The organism is Allomesorhizobium camelthorni, from assembly GCF_011045125.1.
GTDB classification, from domain to species: Bacteria; Pseudomonadota; Alphaproteobacteria; order Rhizobiales; family Rhizobiaceae; genus Allomesorhizobium; species Allomesorhizobium camelthorni.
Genome location: NZ_JAAKZF010000062.1, coordinates 1 through 22,061 on the forward strand (window position 1 = coordinate 1; position 22,061 = coordinate 22,061).

General features: G+C 62.9%; 6 protein-coding genes and 1 pseudogene. 2 read left to right on the forward strand and 5 right to left on the reverse strand.

All coding sequences use genetic code 11. The features are described from left to right. A pseudogene (locus G6N73_RS37255) lies at window positions 1-94 on the forward strand (cupin domain-containing protein); the annotation flags it as partial. Continuing rightward, complete coding sequence (locus G6N73_RS26925) at window positions 95-475, forward strand: IS5 family transposase (protein WP_165033057.1); 381 nt, start codon at window positions 95-97, stop codon at window positions 473-475. A 120-nt stretch (window positions 476-595) separates the two neighbouring features. Here the strand turns inward: G6N73_RS26925 and G6N73_RS26930 are convergent, their stop codons facing one another. The 5 genes from G6N73_RS26930 to G6N73_RS26950 form a co-directional block, all read right to left on the reverse strand. Continuing rightward, window positions 596-1,243 (reverse strand): hypothetical protein, encoded by a 648-nt coding sequence (locus G6N73_RS26930; RefSeq protein WP_165033047.1) that lies wholly within the window; start codon window positions 1,241-1,243, stop codon window positions 596-598. Window positions 1,244-1,245: 2 nt separating this feature from the next. Continuing rightward, a complete protein-coding gene (locus tag G6N73_RS26935; protein WP_165033048.1) occupies window positions 1,246-2,310 on the reverse strand; it encodes a ParA family protein in 1,065 nt (354 codons plus the stop codon). Window positions 2,311-2,766: 456 nt separating this feature from the next. After that, window positions 2,767-2,985 carry a hypothetical protein gene (locus tag G6N73_RS26940; RefSeq protein ID WP_165033049.1) on the reverse strand — a complete coding sequence of 73 codons (219 nt, stop codon included), beginning with the start codon at window positions 2,983-2,985 and terminating at the stop codon, window positions 2,767-2,769. Window positions 2,986-3,094: 109 nt separating this feature from the next. Next, a complete protein-coding gene (locus G6N73_RS26945; RefSeq protein ID WP_165033050.1) occupies window positions 3,095-13,306 on the reverse strand; it encodes a Tc toxin subunit A-related protein in 10,212 nt (3,403 codons plus the stop codon). A gap of 50 nt (window positions 13,307-13,356) precedes the next feature. Then, on the reverse strand, window positions 13,357-21,318 hold the full coding sequence (locus G6N73_RS26950) for a SpvB/TcaC N-terminal domain-containing protein (protein WP_165033051.1): 7,962 nt from the start codon (window positions 21,316-21,318) through the stop codon (window positions 13,357-13,359). Window positions 21,319-22,061 lie beyond the last annotated feature (743 nt).

A 22,061-nucleotide genomic window follows, 5' to 3' on the forward strand; every position in this document is an offset into this window, starting at 1 on the left:
CGGCAAGCTGGACAATCTTTCCGATCCGGCGGAAGTGGTGAAAGTCTCCGCGGCCCACGAGGTCGACTTCCTGCCGCCGGAAGCCAACGACTAACTGGCAGCTTTCGGCAACGGGCCGCCCAAAAAGGGGGCTCAGGAAGCTGAGGCGCTTGGCCGATCGCACGGCGGCTTCACCACCAAACTCCAGGCGCGGTGCGACGGAAGAGGCCGACCTCTCGGCTTCGTCCTGACACCTGGCCAGGCGCATGATATTCAAGGCTTCGGTCCGCTGTTTCGAATGATCGCCGACCGTATTGAGACGCTCCTGGCGGACAAGGGGTATGACTCCGACGCCATCCGCGAAGAGATCGCCAAAGCCGGCGTCGAGGCGGTTATCCCCGCCAAAAGCAACCGCCGCGCCCCCACCCCGCATGATCGCGAGAAATACCGTTGGCGCAACCTCGTCGAGCGTCTGTTTAACAAGCTGAAGAACTGAAGAACTGGCGCCGTATTGCCACACGCTACGATAAGACCAAGGAATGCTATCTTGGCTTCGTGGCGCTCGCCTCAATCAAACGATGGCTGCCCTTTGTCCACGAGCCTAGTGGCGAGCGCTTTATTCCACTTCATCATCCAATAGCGGCTCAGAAATCACCTTCGGCATATGCGCGCCGATCGAGGAAATGAAACTGATCGATATTTCTGTGTCGACCTTGTCGATTGGCCAAAGTGAAACTCCGGCGAGCGTTGGGTTTACGTCAGCTTCATGAGCGATCTGATTCCTCCGTTTCCAGACGCTTTTGAGTTGCCCCTTTATGTGCTCTGGGGATTTACGCTCAGTCTCTGGGAGGCTGGAATTAATCAGTATTGCCAACCTGTCCCACGGCTTCAAACAGTAGCAAGATAGCAGTTCCGCCAACTTCGCCGGGTCTACGAACGCTTTGTAAGAATTTGTTTGTCGAACGTGGGTCTCGGCTGTTGCTATGCGTGCCTCCTCGTCGGCGATAGTCATAACATCCATCGGAAGGTGAATGTTTCTTGTCCTCAAACCGTTGGTGAAACGGTGCTTGGCTTCTACGGCGGCGAGTTCGTGAGCAAAAAAATCAAACGAACTGACAGCCAGAAAATAGGCGGACCTGAGCGCGTCATCATTTGCAGCCTCGTGGGGCCGCAACGCTGTTAGCGCGTCGAATAGTGTAACCATCTGACGCGCCCTTTCGATGGCGTGCTCGAAGGTAGCCGTCGCACCGCTGAACCGCTCCATGTTCAGAACATATCCGTCAGGGCGATGACCTTCTCCGCGCCGGATTTATACCCATGATAAACGTCATTTATTTTTATTTGATAAGTATCGGCTACGTTCCCTCGGAAGTTGGTGTCGGTCGCGAGATCGATCGCGAACACCGGTTTAGCCAACTCCTGTGCCGTCGCGATCAAGCCGTCCAACGACCCGATCTCCATCAGGAACTCGTTCGTTGGTGCATTTGCGGCAGCATATGCCTCAGTGGGGAGAAGCATCTTCGACGTTTCGAGGGCGACCAGCAGATCAGTGCTTCTCGCTTCCGCGAGCCGGTCAAACCACTTTTGAAATGCTTGGGTCGGCTTCGCCTGCTCCTCCCCTCTCGCCCGCTTTCGGAAATTGTTTACGGTCGAACCCAAATAGGCCGGCGTAACTGGGCGAAATGGGTAATCAGCAATTTTCAATAGCGCATTGGCGGAAGCCTTTCGCCCCCATTCTGCCCACTTTGGAAGCGTGCGAGCCAGGGAGCGAAGTGCCATCGCCGAGAACAGGTCAGGCGCCATCGGCAGAATGAAGGCATCGCTCGTCATAAACAGGTTTTGGTTTATAGCTCCTAGGCTTGGGCTCATATCGACTAGGGCATAGTCTATACCGTAAGGGACTGCAGATTTCCTAATGGCATGATGCAGAGCGCCTGGAATGTTCTGGAGAGCCGACAGCGTGTTACTAAGTTCGTGGGCGACCGCAAGTTGACTTTCATATTCGGACAGACCCACGTGGCCAGGGAGCAAAAATAGACCCTTTTGGGCCGGCGACTCATGGAGCTCAGTCGCCTCGATCATATATGGTCGAGATTCGAAGGCTGGTCGCACAGCGTCTCGAATATTTCGCGGCTTCTGAGGCGACGCACTTTCGAATGGATAGTCCTCGGTATCCATATCGCCGAGAAAAACCCCCGTGAGATTGCATTGGGGGTCGCAGTCAACGACCATCACCCGCTTGCCCAGCAGTGATAACATCCATGCCAAATGGAATGTCATCGTAGTTTTCGCGACTCCGCCCTTGTGATTAAAGATAGCAATCTGCTTCATAAAACCCTCTGCTAGGCCGAGCTCACACACGGCTACTACGGCGTTCTGCGATTTGTTGGCATCAAGCACGCCTGGGGGAAGTCCGCAATGCTCAAACCGTCGCTTGAGGCAGCCAAGCGAATGGCCGCTTTCGGGACCGCGCCAGTGCGCCGCTGCCGGCCCGAGTTTAGGCGCAAAGCGGTCTACATAGCGCTGAATTTAAGCATCTGGTTATGGGTAAGAGCAAAGAGTGAACTTACGTCCGAGAGTGGGCCCAGGAGCGGACTCTAGGTCTCCGGAAGATGATGAAAAGACGCCTCCACAGCCGGCGTCGACTCATTGGATCTCGAACTGCCGGTCCCAATCGCCTCTATGCCAGCGCTTGAGATGATGACGCCGCCCTGTCGCATCCTACCGCTTGAGGGCCGTTCAATTGCAGGCTTGGTTGTCCTAGGGCCACAACCACCTCCACCCTGGCTATTTTGCCACCGGCACTTGCTGCCGCATCGCCGGGCGTGGCTCTTCGCCGCTGATTGCGGTGAACTCCCCGCGCGTCAGGTCCAGCTTGTCGCCATTGGACAGCTGCAGGACCGCATAGACGCCGCGCTCCTCCCGCGGGAGCACCCGCACAAGGACAATGTGGTCCCCGTTCAGGAAAAGGCCGGGCCTGATCTCGACGAGATTGATCGCGGGCATTCTGCTCTCCGGTGGGGGAGGCGTCGATTTTGCCTGGCGGCTTTGCCCACGCGGGGAGGCTCGCGTTTTCGATGCGGAGGCGGCTCTGGCCATTGGTCTGCTCCTGTTGTTACGGCCCGGGTTCGATCCCCGCCCAGCTTATGTCAGCAGTCAGCCTTTTGTCGCAGGCGCAACTACAACCGGGAACTTCCGGTAAGCAGCGTTCGGGCGGACCGGCCTCGTACGAACACACGATATAAGCGCGGTGAACCGTGCCCACGCTGTCCGGGAACAAAAAATCACCGATCGCGACCTGACGGTCGTCGCCCAGGAAAGGGAACGGATAGTCGATGACGCCGTGGAACAGGCATGGCCAGTCCTCGCTCGCCACGCAGGTCAGGAAATAGCGATCGCAGCACTCCGCATCGCCATCCTCATCGTTCGGCACGAACTCGATCTCGTGGTTGCGCACTCCTTCACGGCCTTGGGCCTCGAACCACAATTCCAGCCGCCGCATACGCACTGCCCGCTGCCCCGGCAAATACGGGAACATGCCGCGGCTCATGCGCAGCGTCAGTGCACGGCTGCAATCGGGCGCGTCACCAACTGGCTGGCTCGCCTTGAACCGATGCCAGGTGTCGGCGAAGTCCTGTCTCCAGTCGAAGAAGCGGAGGCCAGCCCCCGGAAGCAGGCAGGAGGAGGAGGCCCAGCTCGCCTTCCGCAACACTTCGCCACCTTCGCGCGCGGTGTAGCTCAACTCGAAGATCAAGTCGCTGACGGTGTCGATGTCGAATGTGTTGGTTTCGATCGGCAGCTCGATTTGCCAGCGGCTGACCGCCCCGGCATATTCGAACGGAAGATAGCGCTCGTCGCGGAAATCGAGCTGGAACAGCCCGGTGTCGCTCTGCCCCGAGGACGTGGCGATCGCCTCCGTCGCGCCGTAGCGCTTGACGATGCGCGGGTCCTCGCTGATGGCCTCGTAGCGCCTACTCTCGCAGCAACCGCAAGTGCACGTGCCGGGGCAGCAGTCTTCGATGTCAAGCAGGGTGGATTCTACCCGCGTCGCGCTGCTCAGCAGCGTGAGCTTGCAATGGACGCCCCCATAGGGGCCTACGACGGCCGGTATCGTCAGACCGACCGACTTGATGCGACGCAGGTAGTGTCCCGGATATTCCCGGTCGAGGCGCCATTCGGGAATCTCAATCTCGCACTTGCCGGTGGCCTTCAACTGGAGGAATGCGAGCGGGAAATCCAGCCGCAGGGACAGGCGCGTGACGAGTTCATGCTCGCGCCTGTTCTGGTCGAAATAGGCCTTCTCCATGGCGCGCAGGGAGGCCGACAGCCGCTCTCCAGTCAGCAGCCCCTCGTGTAGCCCATCCCAACTGTTCGTCGGCAGAAAGGTCTGCGTCGTCAACTCGCGTTCGAGCTGGAAGGCACGTTGCGCCTGTCGCGCCCAGCACCAAGCGATCTCGAACATCTGGTGGTGCAGCGCGGCGGTCTCTTGCTGGAGGAACAGGTAGAGCCCGTGATTGGTGAACTTGTCGCGCAGGAAATCGTGCAGTTCCGCTGCCTGCTGCTTTTGCTGCACCAGGTTGTTCAGCTGTCGCAGCGCCGTATCGCGCCGCCGCTCGGAAGCGAGGATCTGCCGCTCGATCTGCTGTATCTCGATGTCGAGAACGCCCACCTGGAAGACCCAGTCCGCCTCCCGCCGATCCCATCCGCCCTCGGTCAGCGCGAGGCTGGCCTGCGTGCCGGTGATATCGGCCACAGTGTAGAGAACCCTGGCGCCAGCGGCGAAGGCATGTGCCAGCTTGGTCCCGATCGGCATCTGGAATACCGAAACCGGGGTCGAGGCGATGCCGGCGACGCCCGTCGTGTTGTCCGGAACCAGGTTCATCGACTGCCCGACGGCTTCCACGACATTGCCTTGGGCGCGCGTGCCCATCGAAAGCCCGGTCAGGTTCTGGTAGGCCTGCTCATTAGCAATCAGCCCGCTGGCGATCAGATCCGCATAATATTGCCGCCGCGCTTGCGCCGCCTGTTTGGTCTTCTGCAGCGCCTGTACCTGCCAGTCGGCTTCGCGGAACTCCATGTTGCGGATTTCCTCGGTCAGGTTGAGCATTTGCCGTTCATGCGCTGCTCGCATGGCTGCGAGATATTCCGCATCGCCCTTTTCGAACGCCGCAAGCAGTTCGGCGCCAAGCGCACGCACTTCGCCCGCAGTCTCGATCGCCCGCTGAACGAGGATCGCGAACCGATAGGGACTGGGCGGACAGCAACAGCCGTCATCATCCAAACATTCGGAGGCAATGCTCCTCCAGCCGCGCCGCACCGGATCGTCACCCCAATAGGAGGTGTCGCGGTGCAGGACGCCGCTCGTCAGCCGTGCCTTGGTCAGGCAATGATGCAGCGCATCGAGCTGGTCAGTGACCCGATCATAGATCTCCATTAGGCGCGGATTGAGCGAGGGGAAGCGTGGAACGAACGCCGCAACCGTCTTGGTATCCTTGCCGTCATCCTGGCCGAAGATGGTGCGCGGCCGGTCGCCGAGGAACCTAGCCAGCGTGTCGAGGCGGAGCCTCGCAGTCGCGTAACCCTCGGGTGAGTTTCCGCACATCGCCGCCTGCGCGTGTTGCAGCAAGGTTTCGAGATAGGCCAGCACGACGCTGCGCCGGCGCGCCTCGAGATCGCTCTTGACCCGCGTGTCGCAGCACGGGTCCTGATCGGTACGCCCGCGGCGCACCGATACAGCGAGTGGCTGCACGGGAACGTTCCGGCGGGCGGGCCGCTCGGGGGCGGCCGGAATGTTCGGGTTGCCTCGGCCGGGAACGTTGCTTCCCGGCGGCGTTTCGGGCACGTCGTCGCCATCGCCGCCCCCGCCGGGCCGCGTGCGGCATGTCGCCCAGCGCAGGTCATTGTCGCCCGGCGCGAAGTACAGCTCGTACCATTTCAGCGCCGCCTCCTGGCGGCACTGGGCGCGAAGGGCACCGGCGACGACCATCGAGGTCGAATAGATCGACGGCTCGAGCGGCGCGCCCGGGGTGAAGTAGAGGAAGAACGGATAGGCCGACAGAGGCGCGGGGAATGGGCCGGGTGCCGGTGGCGTGGCGATCACCTCGGGTAGGACAACCGCAGTATCCGGTGCGATATCGTAGCGGAAACCCCATGGCGACGGATCGGTATGGTCGGGGGGAGACGCCGCCGCGTTGGTGACCCGGAAGCGCAAGGAATCGCCGTCTCGGCCGAGGAATTCGAGCTGCGGCTCGCCGCCGGCGACATTAACATTGGCGCCATCGTCCGTGAACCGTGGCGTCTGGAACTCGCCATTGTGCACCCGGCACCATGCCAGCTTCACCATCGGACGCCGCGGCCACACCAAGAGTTGTGCCAGCCTTTCACGGCGATGCCAATCCGATGTCAGGTCGGGCGGTTGAACACCCCAGTCCGCGTCCTGATAGAGGGAAGGATCGGCAGGATTGAGAACTGCGGGATCATGGTATTCCGAGTTCACCAGCCAGAAGTAATACTCGTCCATCACCGGCGGATGTACACGCCCGCACTCGCGGCAGCAGGGTGTGGATGAATTCTGCAAGGGCGCAAACGACGATGTCGCCAGCGGCTCTCCGGCGGCCGCCACGCGCAGGAAGCGCGTCCCCAGGCGGACAGCCGCCTGGAGCCAAAGGGGCAGGTGCTCAGTGGTCGAACTGGCCGGCGCTTCGTTCGCCACGGCCGCTGGCCTTGCATCGGTAAGCCCGATCGGCGTTTCCGGCTGCGGGCGTTCGGATGGCCTTCGCGCCGAGGGCGCCAACCAGCTCGGCCTGCCGTGGCGTTCGGGCTGCCCCATCAGGCCAAGGTTCTGCGGCTGCGGCACCTGCCTGAGATAAGACGGTTCGCGATGCTGCAGCGCGATCAGCGAGGGACGCGCCGGCCAGTACGGCGCGGGCCAGTATTCCATGCCACCCGGCACCGGAGCCGTAAACGTGCCGCGCCGCAACTCGGATTCCAGGAAGCGGAACGCCTCGGTACGGATCGCGCGCTCGTGCTCGGTCCACTCGACGTAGTTCTCCTGGTACAGGGTCCGGCGGCGGCAGGCCTGCCAGATGCGGAACGTCGCGAAGAGCTTGTCCCAGGCGGAGGCGAAGGCCCGGGTGACCACGAAGCTGGGCTCCTGCGACAGGCGTGCACGTTCCACGAACGTCTGTACCGCCGTAACCGCCTCCTCGATGCGGCTGGTCTTTTGGCAAATGCCGGCCTCGACATCGATCAGCAGAAAGTCCCCGAGGTCCTTGGCCGACGCCGCGAACGTTCCCGACGCGAACGGCAGGGCGATGCGGTTCATTCCAGTGAGATAGGCGACCAGCGCGGTGCGCGCGCGCTCGCGCAAGGAGTTATTGAGATGCTCGATATCGGCATAGCGCTGGGGGCTACCCCGCTCGATGGCGCCGTCGCGGTAGAACTTCGTCAGGTTCTCGTTGCCGGCAGCCATCGCCGCCGCCGCGTTCGATGCCCAGACGTCCGGTTGCGCGAAAGCGAGGTCCAGTGGCACGAACGCCTTGAGCAGGCGCAGAACCCACGACGCTGCGCGCCATACCCGGATCGTCCAGCGCTCGTCCGAGAGCATTTGCCAATCGACAGTCACGCCGTCATGAAAATCGAGGACGATCGCGGAATGATCAAGGTTGATCCCCAGATCCATCAACAGGGGTACCGGATCGACCGGCTGCTGGTTAGCGGCTTCGACGAAACAGAGCCAGACCAGACGGTCGGTACGCTTGCGAACCGCACCGCGCATCACTGAATAGTCGTAGAGCCGCTCGAACAAGTCGAAGAGTGCTTGCCGGCGCTTGACCGAGGGCGTTGCCCGCTGATCCAACGGGGCGGGCGGCCGACGCTCCGGATCTCCGTTGTAGGTGTCGCCGACCGGCAGGAGGTTGAAGTCCAGATCGGCTAGGTGAGACGTGTAGGGCGTTCCGGGAACATAGGTCGCCCCGGCGAACTGCTTGGCAGACGATAGCATGTATTCGATCTCGGACACGCTCGCGCGCGCCACACGATCCGCCGACAAACCAAGCCGATGACAGAACAGCAGCGCCTTGAAGGCGCGCTGATAGGTGCGCCGGATGTCCCGCAGGCTGCTCGAATACTGCAGGGCGAGATAGGCCTGCGCCGATGGCACGACGGCATGCGCGCTCTCGAGCAACCCTTGGGAGACGTCTCGGTACAGGCGCTCGACCGGCAACGCGAGGATACTGTCGTCCGTATCGGGGCCTTGATACTTGACGGTGAAGCCCGTGCGCGCGCGGACCAGCTCGGCCGGTTCGTCGAATTCGGGCGGCAACTCCTCGAAGTCGACATCGATGAAGTAGGCGCCCCGCTTGAGGTGGAGCGGGCCCGACGCCCGATCGGGGGCCGGTTCGTCGGCCCAGCGGTAATTCAACAGGCGGAACGTCTTCTGGCCCCGCCGCAGGTTGACCCGCCATTTGTTGTGATCGCACTTCCCGAAATCGGGGGCTTCGCCGTCCGGTGTCGGCGCGCCGGCGAAGAATGTGTAGGTGCCGGTCTTTTCGACGACAAGCACGCCAGTCCAGCGCGCCGTAAAGCCTTCGGCACCGGCGAGCGGCAAGCCATCGGCCTCGCGTATGGCGAGCCCGTTCCGCAGCACCGCGAATTTGAGGACCGCCGGCGGCAACGTGAAATCGAGTTCGGGCGCAATGGTGGGGACCGGCGCATTCCAATCGTTGCCTTGGGGCGAAAACACGGTCATCGGTCCGCGCAGCTCGGGCCACACGCTCCCGCTCGCGGCCCTGACCTCGCCCAGCAGCCCCGTGCCGGTGAGGCCTGTCAACGCGGCAAAGGCCCCGCCGGCCGGCCGCGCCCACATGAAGGCCGCAGGCGCGTCCCCGCTATCCTGCTCCCAGGCCGTCGCAGCCTGGTTTTCGTCGCCGAGCAGGCGCCGAAGTATGAGCCAGGCCAGATCGACTTCGGCGGGACTCTTATCCGATGCATAGCCTGCATGGGCCGCGAGGTGTTCGGCGACGATCTGCGCGCGGCGTGAGAATACGGCGAACGCCTTGCGGAAATAGCTCCAGCGCTTGCTCTCGTCGCTCTCTTCGACGAGCGTCTGTTCGGCCGCGGCAAGGCTGGGAAACAGGAAGGAGAATCGAGCAAGGTCGGCGCGCGGCGCGAAATAGAGTTGCTGCACGGCCTTCTGCTCGGCATCGGTCAGCTGTTCGATCGCATTGAGCTTGAAGAGAACCTCTTCGTCACGCAGCGGCAGCGCCGTCACCAGCTCTTTGGCCGCCACATCGTATTGGAAGGGACCAGGCTGGGGGAAATTCCACATGCCGCCGATCGTGACGGGCAGCGCGGTGCGATACTGACGAGCCTGCGGACCTGCCAGAATCCCCGCCTGCGCCAACGTGTCCGGAAAGAAGTGCTGACCCAATTCCTGCAGCGGATCGGTACCGGCCGGAGGGGCGTATCCGAAGTCGGCGCGCATCCTCGCGGCGAGGCCGACCCACGTCACCTCATCGATTTCTTCGTCGCTCGCCTCCACGTCCAGCAGCTTCTGCCGCAGGCACCACAGGTCGTATGGATGGCCCTCCTCCGGGAAGTCGAAGGGTTGATCAAGCGCCTCGTTGCGGTCCTGTTGGAAGAACGGATCGTCGCCGTTCAGGTGCTGATCGACCGAGAACAGGTAGAGCAGTTCGCCCGTGGTGAACGAGGAGCCATAGATCTTGGCCAGGATTTCGGTGAAGCGCAGGGTGCCGGTCGGCGAGAGGTTCCAGGGCTTGGCGGCCGGATCGAAGCCGCTCAATAGCGACAGCGTTTCGAGATTCTCGCGCAGGATCTTGATAAATTCGGGCGGACGACGGCGGCGATAGCTGCCGGGCCGCCGGCCGGGCGCGCATTCGCGCTCGGCCCGGTCTTCGATGCGGCCCAGCCAGTGGTCCACGGCCCAGTCGAACGATGAAACGGGCACTGCGCTCCACAGGCCCAACAGGCGCATCCGCGTAGCGCCACTGGCGTTCGGCGCGGCGGCCGGGTCGATACCCAAATCCAGCCGCCAGTCGTTCCGCAGAATCTGGAACGCGGCCAGTTGGCGGATGAACCCGGGATTGACCGCATTGCCGTGGAAGAGGCCGAGCACCTCGCAGATGTCGCGAAGCTCGGCAAAGCTGTAACCCGCCCCAGGGAGGCACTTGAGCGATCTCCACAGGCGGATGAAGACCATCAGCTTCCGCAGAGCGTCTTCGGCCTCGCGCGGGTTGGGAAATTGGATGACAAGGTCTTCGGGACAGCACGGCTCGCAATCGGAGAAGCCCGCATTGGCGGGTGCACCGTCCTCCCGACCCGAGGCGGTCCTGATCGGACGGTCGAGGCGGGTGAACTCGACAAAGCCGGACTTCCACAATTCCAGGAAGTCGCAATATTCCAGCCCTGTGCGCCTGCGGAACTCGGGGACCTGCAGGACGAACACCGTCCAGTCGACGCCATCCACGGTGTCTGACGGGAAGCCGTACATCTCGCGCAGATCGGTCGCGCTGATCGGATCGACATAGAGCGTCTGGTATTCGACCGGCGACAGCCCCAAGGACTCGATCGCCAGTTCGATCCGCACCGGATAACGCCACAGGTGCTTCTGGAAGTCGGCCGCTTCCTCGTTCGCGTCGATGGCAAATTCAGTGATCGACTTGCGAAACGTCCGCATGGTCTCGAACCGAGAAGTGCCCATGGCGCACAGGTACGACCGCGAAATGTCGAGCGGCTGCGAGTAAGGCAGTAGCGGCGAGGAAAAATCACTAGCCAGCTTTACATAGGCGTTGGGCCTTTTCACCGGCGTCGCCGGGCTCGAATGCTCGGGCAGAGCGGAGAACAGTGTATCGGGCGCGTGTCCGGTGCCCTCCTCGTCAGCGACAGGCCTCAGCTCGTGACCGCCCAGCATTGTTGCATTGGTGTCGTAGACGACACCCGGCGCGCCATTGGCGGCGAGAGCCTCGAGGTTTTCATTGATGATATCGATCAACGGCAGCGTGGTGTGGACATTCGCGCTGGTGGCATGAAGATTGCCCAGCGCGCCACGACGCGTCGCGATCAGCGCATCAAGCGAGGCGCCGGTGGCGGTCGGGTGATCGCAGGTCGCGCCGATCCCGGTTGCAAGCAGGTCCTGCAGATACTTGACGGGCCCGAGCGGCGACAGGTGCCAGGGCGGGATGCAGTTGATGAGCGAGCCATCCGGGTTGATCGGCGTGAACGGACCAGGCTGTCCGGACTCGGAACCGGCGGTCGAGCCGCCTGCAGCCGCCTGAACTGCCGCTGCAAACGGATAGGCTACCGTTCCGGTCAGGGCATGCTCGAACTCGGCGGCAGACAACGCCTGGATTTGCGCCCGCGCGGTGAAGCCACGGGCGTAGAGTGCTTCGAGCAGGGAGAACTGCAGGGCAGCGGGCCCTACCCCGTTGGTTGCGCGCAGCAGTTCGTCGGTCGTCTGCAGCGCATTGAGCAGCCAGGCTTGGGCATCCGGATCGCCGGGGAAAACCGCCTGAAGGCCATTTACTATCGCCGGTGCGTTCCAGTTGGCCACCGGAAAAGCGAAACCCGGGGTAGCGGCGAAAAAGGCCGCGAACGCGTCGCTGTCCGCAATCGGGATCGAGGGGGCACTGGGGATCGATCCGGCCGGGGGCACAGGCACGACCGACAGCACCTCAAAATACTTGCGCAGCTGACGGATGAAGGCCTCGACGCGCTCCTCGGGCGTGCCCGGTTTCGTAAATTCGGGAAGCAAGCCGACATTGGCAGGCAGGAAGAAGGCGTACCATTGCTGAGCGTTGCGTTGTTTGAGCTGGGCTACATCTGCGACCGGGATGGCCTTAATTGCAGCGATCAGCGCCGTAGACGCCGGAGTTATCGCTGTCTGTTGAGTGACGACAGCGAGTACCAGGTCCAGATGCCCGGCGGCGAGCGCGGCAGGAAACGGGGTCTGCTGCCAGAACGCGTCGATCGAGGGCCCCATCACCGCGAGCCATGCCGTGACGAGCGCGTTCACGTCGGGGTTGAGCGGACATAGCGGGGGACGCTGCACGCGGCCGCGTCCGATGGCGACCAGACGACGGGCGGCGTTTTCGGGGGTGATCGCTGCGGCGGCGATGATGTTGGCATCGATCGCCTCCCTGATCGCGGCCGCGGCGCGCGACTCCTGGAGATCGGTGGCCATCCGGTAGCGCTGCTCGCTGGTAACAGTCGTCGCCACGATTGCCGAGAGCGCATAGAAATATTCGGCCGGAACCTGAAAATCGAGCGTCAGGGCGCCGTCATCGACCAGCACCACCTCCGCCTCGCGAAACCGGGCGCCCGGGATCGGCGGGGTGCCGGTTTCGACAGGAAAGCGAAGGCCGACGCGGCCGGGACTGGCACTCTGCTGCTCCGCCCATATCGCGGCCGACGCGGCAAAAACATACTGCGCAAGGCGATCCGAATTGGCGTCCTGCAGCGCGTGGTAGCCGAGCAGGCTGGCTTCGTACTGCTTGCGGTCCATGTCTGCCCGGTCGCGCTCGTCGGCGCTCAACGAGGTGTCGGCATGGGGGCGCGTATACATGTCCTCGAGCCGGCGGTTGTTCGGTCGTTCGGGCGCAGGGGTGATCAGGCGGTTCCAGATGATTTCGCGTGCGACCTGGCGCGCCTGGGCGGCCGTCAGCGGGCTCCTGTTGGCCAGCGTGGCGCCGCCGCCGGGATCCTGGGCCAGCACCTTGTCGATGGCGGTGCGGAGCGGCACAAACCTGGGCGGCGAACCGTCCGACGGAAGCTCTACGAAGGCGGCATTCGGATCGAGCGCCACAGCCGGGTCCGGCAGCATCACCACCACCGCCGGCGGTTCGGCCGCAGTATAGGTCAGCGGATTGTTCGAGATGGGCGCGTTCGGCTCTACCTTCACGTTGAAATTGAGCCGCTCATAGGCGACGAGCTGCGTCCCCTGCGTGATCTCCAGACGGAGGTCGGTCGTATTGAACTCGGCTGTCGGAGGCGTCAGCTCGATGATCGCGGTAGCCACCGCCTCCAGACGCCTGTCCGGATCGGGAGGCGCGGGCAACGGGTTCACCTGCACCGGATAGTCGGTGAAATGCTGCGCGATGCGCTGTGAAGCCGGCGTAAACGCCGGCCCGGTTGCGTTGATGCCGGTGGTCGGAACCCAGGCGCCCGTCGCCTGCCCTACAGGCGTGCCGTTTGCCGAATTTCCGAACGACAGATCAAACGCCCGGATCGTCAGATTGGCCAGGTAACTGCTGAATGTGGCGCCGTCAGTGGGCGCCTTCGGTACGAGTCGGACGATTATGACCTGTGGCATGAGACCTCTCCTTCAAAACCTTCATCGACCCCGCAATGTTTGCGGAGCAATCACCGAGAGCCCTCCGTCGGTTTAGGCCTGCTGCCCCATATTGCTTGCCAGGCGTAGTCAACCAGTGGACCGGCAAGAGGACCCGCTAGGCGCTCAGCGAGTGACCTGAGGTTTTGCGGGGGACTGGACGGAGGTGGCCAGACCTTTATTGCCGGTCCAAGGCTCAGATCCGGCAGGTCGGCCGAACGCCCGATAAATGGATCAACCAAGCCTGCCTTTGGAATATTACCTGGCTCTGATCCAATGAGTGTCTTTCCTGGTCCGTGGCCAATACCAGTCACCCCAGGCGGGACCCTGCCTGGATTGATTTCTTTGAGGAATTCGAATCCTTCGGGTGTCCACTTGGTTACGTTGGGAACTTCAGACTGAATAACTACATCAATGTCGCTCTTTGTTGGCCCCGACCCTTCCGGCCACTTTCCAGTGGTGTGAGCCTCCGCCCGGCTTCCCACCACATACATTCCTTCGGGGGGATCGCCGAAACGGGCCTCGAACTTTTCTGCAATGTCTGCAGCGCGGCCAGGCCGCATGCCCCGCAGGCCAAATACGTTGTGCCATCCGAAACCACCGGGCGGTGGGGTAGCCGGACCGCTAACGGCTCTCGAGAAACCGCCGAAGGCTACACCCAGCGCAGCCCCACCAATTGCGCCTCCGATCGTACGGGACACATACTCACCTCCGGAGCTGACCTTGCCTCTAAACAAGTCTGAAACGAGCAGGTCGCCGGGCGAACCCACCACGCCACCGAACGCACCGCCTCCCCCGCCGGCAAGCACCTTTGAGCCAGTGCCCAGCAAAATCTTGTCGCCCACGGCGCCGCCGGCAAACCAAGACACACCGATCACTCCAGTCCGCGCTGCAAATTCAGCATTCGTGACGGCCGGCTTGGCTCTACGTGCGTCCTCAGCGCTAGTGGGGGCGTTCGCGTCACTTGTGACGGTCACCGTGGCGATGGCGACAATGCCTATAACTGCGAACCAGATAATTCGGCCATCGGGGTCTGAAGCCACAATTGGACGGTCTGAGACATATTGATACGTCTGGTCGACAGGCTGACCCTCCTGAGCCGCCAGAAAGGCGGGGTCAACGCTCGTCCATCTGCCCAACCACGGCGCGTAGTACCGGGCACCGTGGTAGCAGAGGCCGCTCTCCTCGTCGCGCTCCTTGCCTGTGTAGCGATACCGCTTTGCTGTCTCTGTCTGGTTGCGGACCGCCTGATAGGTCGAACTGCCGAAGGGGGCGTATTCCTCGTAGGAAATGACCCGGGCCTGCCGGTCCAGTTCCAGGCTCGCGGAGCCGAGATGATTGCCGAACTGATAGCGGATGAGTTGCCGGGCGGTTCCGTCCTTGCCGGCGGCGTCGAGCGTGCGCGTCTCCACCAGGGCGATGCGCTGCTTGTCGTCCAGCACATGCAGCGTCTCGCGCTCGAGCTCGGCAGTGCCGATGCCGATGGCGCCGCGGTGCCTGCGAAAGATTTCGAAGCCGCCGAGGTAGATGCGCTCCTCGACAAGGCCCGGCGATTTCTCCCACACCTTGCGCACACGATGGCCTGAAGCGTCATAGACGTAATAGGCCGTGCCGCCGCCGCCCAGGTCGGTCCGGTGCAACTGGTCCTTGTAGTCCCAGTGCATGTTCGGCTCAGGCCCGCCGGCACCCAGATGCGGCATGCGCACCACGTTGCCGTGGGTGTCGTGTTGATAGGGCCCCGCCGCCGCGCCGCCATCATCGGGGTTAAGCGTGGTGCTGCTCAGGCGGTTGCTGGTCTTGGATAGCGCTCCGCCGCTGCCATCCTCGATCTGGCTCAGCTCCGTATAGCTGTACCGGCGTGTCCACCCCGCATGCGCCGGGTCGCTGCCGCGATGCTGCATCTGAAGAAAATTGCCGACGGCATCGTAGACGTAGCGCTCGGTATAGGCGCCCATGGCATGGCCATCGCCGGGGTGCAGCAGCCCGACACGGTCGAGATCGCCGGGCGAATGCGGGATCGGGGCTCCGCGCGCCTGCCCCAGATGCTCGCGTCCATCCGCCTCGACCAGGCGATAGAGCGCGTCGTAGACGTAGTCATTGCTCGGATCGACACGTCTGTTCCGGAAGAACACGGTCTGCTGCGCATCGTCGTGGATGTGAGTGATATTGCCGGCGGGATCGTAGGTGTAGCGCAGGTCCTGCAGGTGCTGGCCGGGCCAGCCGGGCGATGGCGGTTGCGGGTCATCATCGGGAGAAGCGTTTGCGTCGCGCACCGTGAGCAGCTGTGTCAGCCGGAAGGTGAGCGGATCGTAGCTGTAGGACGTGCCGGCGCCGTTCTTGTAGCCGATATGCAGACGCTGCCCCCTGGGGTCGTAATCGAGAGCGGCAACACCCACCGGGGACGCAGCGTCATTGCGCGGGTCGAGCAGCGCGCTGGGCTCGGAGTCGCGTTCCAGCCAGACGTCCAGCCGCTCCAGCAGACTGGCCTCGTTGTAGACCGGCTGGATGACATTGAACTTGGCACGATGTTCGGCCCTCTTTGCGCTGCTGTGTGGCGCGACCAACTGGATAGGGCGGTCGAGGGCGTCGTAGCGGGTGCCGCCCTCGAATGTTTCGGCATCGAGTTGCGGACTGTTACCCCAGTCGGGAATTGTGGTGTAGTCGCTGATCAATTGCCGCGTGCTGCGCAGCAGGTTGCCCTTGAAGTCATAGGCCTCGCGCGGCTTGCCGGTCGCATCGAGGCGCGCATTGGTGGCGATGCCCGCGGAATCGAAACGCCGGTAGAGGCGGGTGCGCAGGTTCAAGGCTTCGGCATCAGGGATACCCTCGCCATACTCGATCCGGTCCACCAGGATGTCGCGGTCGCAGGTGCGCGGATCGGCATCGCTGAAAGTGCCGCGTACATAATGCTCGGTCGGACGGCGCAGCGCGTCGTACTTCGTCGTGAAATCGTGGCCACGGCTGTCCCACGCGCGGATTGGCTTGCCGGCGACATCGTTCAGCATCCAGCGGTCGCCAGCTTCCATGCTAGTTTGACGGATGCGGTTGCCGAGCATGTCGTAGGCGTAGCGCATGACGATCCGGCCGAGTTGGTCGCCGGCCTGGGCGATGGCGTCGCGCACGACTCGCTGGTTGCCTTCGATGTCCAGCTCGGCACGGGTGGCCAGGCTCTCCTCGGTGCCGTCGAGGTCATGGCCCGGGCAGACGACGCGGTTGCGCGTGACGGTCAGGAAGGCGCGACCGAGAACATCGAAATGCACCGTGGTTGGCGTGTCGGCATGCGCCTGGGCGCGCAAGGCGGCGGTGCGCTCGTCCCCACCAAGGGCGCCGTCGATTCGCTGCTGGTGCCAGGTCTGCCAGGTGTCCGACTTCGCTTCGAAGTAATGGGCGACATAGCCGCCGATATCGGGATCGGTGCGTGGGTCGCCAGTCTCCAGGTTGCGGGCGGTGCCGGTGTCGTTGACGTCGTAAGTGATCTGCCGCCAAGGGTCGAAGACGACCTTGTCGTAGGTGTGGTTGGGATGCAGGGTCGCGACGACGCGGCCGGCAGGATCGTAAAACACGACCGGGCTGACGCCGGCCAGCACACCAAACTCGAACCGGTGCGACGCGCTGAAGAATGGCTCATACTGGCGGACCGGCTTGCCTTTGTTATTGAAGATGGTCCAGCCGCTGGCAACCCAGCGCGGATTGATGCTCGGCGCCTCTCGGTCGGTGACGTCGAGGGGGCCCGGCTCGGCCTGCGCCTTCTTCTGGATCTCGCGACCGAAACCATCGGAATAGTTGAAGCTGAGCTGGATTTTCAGCCCCTGCGGCGGCAAGGGAGAGTGAACGTGTGTTTCGCGAACGAACATGGCCGAGCAACTGGGTTGCCACTTGTCCGGCTCATCGGGGTTCGCCTGCTGCGTCCGGTGGAACCGGTCGATGTCGTAGACGACGCGGGTCGTGGCTCCCATGAGCAGCGCCGCCGCCGTAGAGCGCGGGTCGGCAGCACCGAACACGCGGTCGATCTGCTGTTGGGTGAGGTCGGGAACGAAGCCGGCCAGCGTGTCGCCTTTCGGCCGCGCGGGTCGCGGCTTTCCCATAACCGCCGTGCCGACCACCATGCCCAGCGCATCGAAGCAGACCTCTGTCTGGTTGCGGTTGGGGTCGCTGATCAGCCGCGGCTGCAGCACGCGGTAGTCATTGGCATCGACGGTGGTACGATTGCCGAGCCCATCCCAGGTTTCGCGCATCAAAAGGTCGACGGGATCGAAGTCGACATAGGCATTCTGACCGAAGGGGTCGCGATATCGCCGTGGCAGGAAGAAGTGGGCCCGTGCTTGGGCCAGTTCCTCGGCCGCATCGTCGTCGGGGTTCGGGCTGAAGAACGAGCGGCCCGATGGAATCCACCAGTTTCCATTGCCGTCCAGGTCGACATAGCCACCCTGATGGCCTTCCTGTCCGCCAAGAAGGGTCGCGCGCTCCGCTGCCGGCAGCAAGGCGTCGTCTGGTTCGCCTTGACGCGGACGCAGGAAAACCTGGTCCAGCAGCCCTGGCGTGAAGGCGAGTTTGTAGGTCTCGCCCGGCAAGGCGAGGGGTTGCAAAGCGCCCAACGGCAATAGGCCAGTGAGGTCATCCCGGCGGTATATCGTGCGCATGCATTCGACAAGACGGCGGCACGGGTTGGTCGTGGCGGCCGCGTCGTAGGGCACCTCGTCGATGAACTTGTGGCGCCAGCGGCCCGGATCGGCGAGATCGGGTTCGACGAAATCGGAGGCCTGGTAACGCCCGGCCGCGCCGGTGGGCATATAGCCGGTCAGCTCGAAGGTTCGCGTCTCAAAGGGCAAAGGGACACGGTAGTGGTCGTCGCGGTCGATTGCGTGCCGGCCGGTGTCGTGGTCGCTGCTGACGCGGTTTTCGGCATAGGAGAGCAAGGCCCGTGTCTGCTGGTTGCGATCCCACGGCTCCGCCAAGGGCGACGCGCGCCGGCCGTAACCTATGGTGACCTGCTTGAGCACGTTGCCAACGTCATCCACCTCGAGGGTCAGCGCGTGCTGTATGCGGGGATCTGCCGGATTGCGCTCATAGTGGAACGTGATGGCTTCACGCGGAAGCGTCACGAAAACGGCGAAACGATTGCCGCCACGCGGTTGAATCCGGCGGATGGCGAAGTTTTGCTCGGTGACCGTGTAGGGCATGCCGGATGGGTATTGCGCGCTCTGGCCGACGCCATCGACCGCATAAACCTCCCGGCGCAGTATCGAGCCCCTGAGGGCGCGGCAGGCCTCGCGCTCCTCCTCTAGCGACAGCTCGGGCGGAACGAGAGTGTCCTCCAGGAGCATGGCTTTCGCGGTCCTGCCAGCTGCTCCCGGCTCACAAAAATACTCCCGCTCGAACTGGTGGGAAACGCGCTCCCGGTCGAGGTAAGCGCCAGTGTGGAACCAGGTTTTGGTATGCACCGGCGGCACATGCGAACTGGCCTCAATATTGCTGGCCGGAGCCTGTCCATCGGCAAGGGTCGCGAACTGTTCGGTGTCCCATTGCTCCATCATGCCGAAACCGCGGAACTCGCGCTCCTCGCCGTCGAAATAGCCGTGGTGGTAGGCGTAACGGCTCACGAAGCGGTTGCGACTGACGTGATCGATGGTCTCGGCGCGCTCCACCACATGCACCGGGAAGGGTAGCCGGGTGATCCAGGCGTTGCCGTCGCGCCTGTCCTGCAGGTAAAACCTGGTGGAGGGCGCGTAGTCGATACGGGTTTCGGCGCCCAGATTGTTGACGGTCCTGACGAGCAGGTGGGGCTTGCGTCCCCCCATCAGGTTGACGTAGCGCATCGGCCGCTGCGCATCGACCGGCAAGGATGAGGACCACACCAGGCAGGCGGTGCCGTTGCCGAGCAGGTCGGTCGGCACGATGCTCAGCAGATCATCGATGCGCGGGAACACCTGCAGCACCTGCGGTTGGCTCCAGCCATTGCCCGACTGGTTGAAGTAGAGCCGTACCCCTTCGCGATGCAGATAAATGATGTCAGTGGTGCCGCTGCCGTCGATATCGGCCAGACGGATGCGCTTGTGATCGAAGTGGTCCGGCAGATCGAACCAGGGCGCGTTGTCCATCGATATCTTGGCGCCGAAACGGCCACAACCGAGATTGGGCCAATAGCAGACTTCGCCATTGCGGATTCGCACGATATCGCTGAGGCCGTCGCCCGAGAGATCGGCCAGATAGATGGCCTGTGTGCCGTCGGCGAAGACGATGTGCGGACCAGTTTCCTCGTCGGACGCCTGGGCGACACGGCTCGGCGAGCCGAAGCCCTGTTCGGCAAGCGAGGGATGCCAGACCAGGGCATCATCTTCGGTGATCAGCACATCTGCATGCCCGTCGCCGTTGAGGTCGACCAGCCTGAGGTTGGGGTCGCGAAACTGACGGTTCAGACGCGAGGTGAAGGGTCGGAAGTCCTGCCAGGCCTCCCCGTCGTCATGTTCGTAGAGGCCAGGTGTGGAGCCTTCCATCACCACAAGGTCCGGCTGCCCATCACCGGCCAGATCCATGAACTCGGCGTCGCCCCTGAGCCCGACATTCGGCTTGACGGCCACTATCTCAAGCGGTGCGAAGCGGGCGGCGCCCGTCAGCGGGCTTACATTGCGCTTATAGAACCAGCCGCCCGCATGCTCGGTGAGGACGCCGGGTGTGCCCTCACCGTGCAGATCGATCCATCGGTACGCGCTACCATCCAGGCCCACGGGAAGGTTGGCAAGGCTGGCCGGATCAACCTCCTCAACCGTCTCCTGCACAATGGGTTCGGTGTATTCGAACTCGATCGGGGGAAGACCGCGGCTTTCATAGCCGTGTTCGGTGCGCCGGTGGCCGCTCTGGGCAACCCCCTTCAGGAATGTATATGTTGGGTTTCGTGCATCACTCGGATTGATCTCGTCCGAATAACTGAACGCGATCGAGCGCGTCAGGCAGTTTCGCTCGACCCCCGCTTCGCCGGGGAAGTGATGAAACATCAGCAGGCGCTGACAGGTGCGATAGGTGCGAATCTCGAAGCCCGCTCGGTAGGACGAAAATGGGTCGACGCGCGCCGGCCAGATGCCAGCGTCATTGGCCGTCGGCGAGATAGCGTCATGCTCGCCGTAGTCGAAAACGGCTTCGAACATCCAAGCGTCGCTGCCGTCCTCTCCGATGCTTGCGCCGGCCGGTTCGGGCCAGGCTGCATCAGCCAGCAGCCGGGGGAAATATGGTGAGCGGTTGCCGTAGCGGACGAACTTGAGATAGCGCTGCGCCGCACGGCTCTGGGCCGTGCGGTTACGCTCGTGGACCCTGGGAGCCCCGTTTCCCGCGGAATCCTCGAAGATGCGGGCGGAGTCCTCGCCCTTGTAGCCATAGACGGTGGCATTGCCCTTGTCGTCGTGGCTCAGGCAAATCAGCCAACTGAAGATGCGGCTCGGGTCCGACGGATCCGCAATGCGGCTATGGGCCGTCCTGCCGTACCAAGTGGTGACATTGTCCCTGGATATGGAGCGCCAGAACATGTCGGCGGCATCGGCGACGTTGCTCCAGCGCTCGATGACGGCGAAGAGCCCCTCGATACGCGGACGGTAGCGGCGAATGCTGTAGCGCTGGCCGGCGGCCACCCTGAGCTTGGGATGTGGGACTACCCATTTGCCGGTGACGTCCTCCTCGAGTATCGGCACAAGATCTTCAGCGCCCGAGAGGATGAAAACGTCGGAGTCGTCGGCGTCGAGGTATCGTGGCAGACCCTTGTCGGTCTTGCGCGTGATCGACGGCAGCGAGAGGGACCAGCCGAAGCCAAACGGACCATTGCCGGAACCTGAATCGTAGGAGAGCGACAGCTGGGGGCCGAAGCCTGACCGGCCCGGGCTCGTCGCCAGAGGGATCGACATCGAACCAGTACCGGAGACCGGGTTGGCGGCGAACTTTTCACCCAGCCCCCGGATGGCGCCGCCCCCTTTGGGCAAATTGATCGCCGGCGCATGACTTTGAAGCATTGACGGCGGCTCAGACGAGCCAGCCCCCCAAGCAGACCTGTTCCCATTCTCTTTCGAATTGTCCAAAGCGGACTCCGAAATTTGGAAACTCTATAATGTAATCAGTAACTTCCAGTCCATTGGCACGTCGAAATAAATAACACGCGCCTATTAATCTGGAACAATAGTGAAGCTCAGCAATTAATTCAACAGCCAGAAAGTTCCTTTGAACGGACCGACGACGGCTGCGAGGCCGATTTCTGCCTGACGGGACCTTCAGAAATCCTACCGCGCATGCTCCGCGGAAGGATTGGGAGACGAATAAGGGGGACGGAGAGGACCTGCTGTCTCTGCTCCCCTTCATCCACCGCAGGATAGACAAGGCGACGATGCCGCCGAGGATTTAAACGCTTGGTTCTTTCGCGGCAGGTAGACCACAGCCGCGCCCTTCACTACAGATGAGATGTCTGAGCGGCCCGCCGAGCCCATGACGATCTGTTTCGCGTACTCGGGGTCGCCCGAGAGACTTCAGCGTGGTCGCGATGATTTCCGCTTTTAAGAAGCGGCGATGACCTTCGCAACGGCGGACATTAGGCGCAGCGCTGCCGTTTACTCATGCAACACGCAGGTCGTCCTCGGGTCATGGGCGTGAATTAGTCAGGGTCGAACGAACTTCTGCAACGCGTCGTTCTTTTCGCGTTCGACGTCCGAGGGGAATTGATCGATCGAACAGGTCCCCAACAAGCCCCGATCCGCGCGGTCGC

Coding starts and splice junctions, on each gene's coding strand:
- G6N73_RS26935 (WP_165033048.1), bottom strand. CDS start 2,310: ATGAAGCAGATTGCTATCTTTAATCACAAGGGCGGAGTCGCGAAAACT.
- G6N73_RS26945 (WP_165033050.1), bottom strand. CDS start 13,306: ATGCCACAGGTCATAATCGTCCGACTCGTACCGAAGGCGCCCACTGAC.
- G6N73_RS26940 (WP_165033049.1), bottom strand. CDS start 2,985: ATGCCCGCGATCAATCTCGTCGAGATCAGGCCCGGCCTTTTCCTGAAC.
- G6N73_RS26930 (WP_165033047.1), bottom strand. CDS start 1,243: ATGGAGCGGTTCAGCGGTGCGACGGCTACCTTCGAGCACGCCATCGAA.
- G6N73_RS26950 (WP_165033051.1), bottom strand. CDS start 21,318: ATGCTTCAAAGTCATGCGCCGGCGATCAATTTGCCCAAAGGGGGCGGC.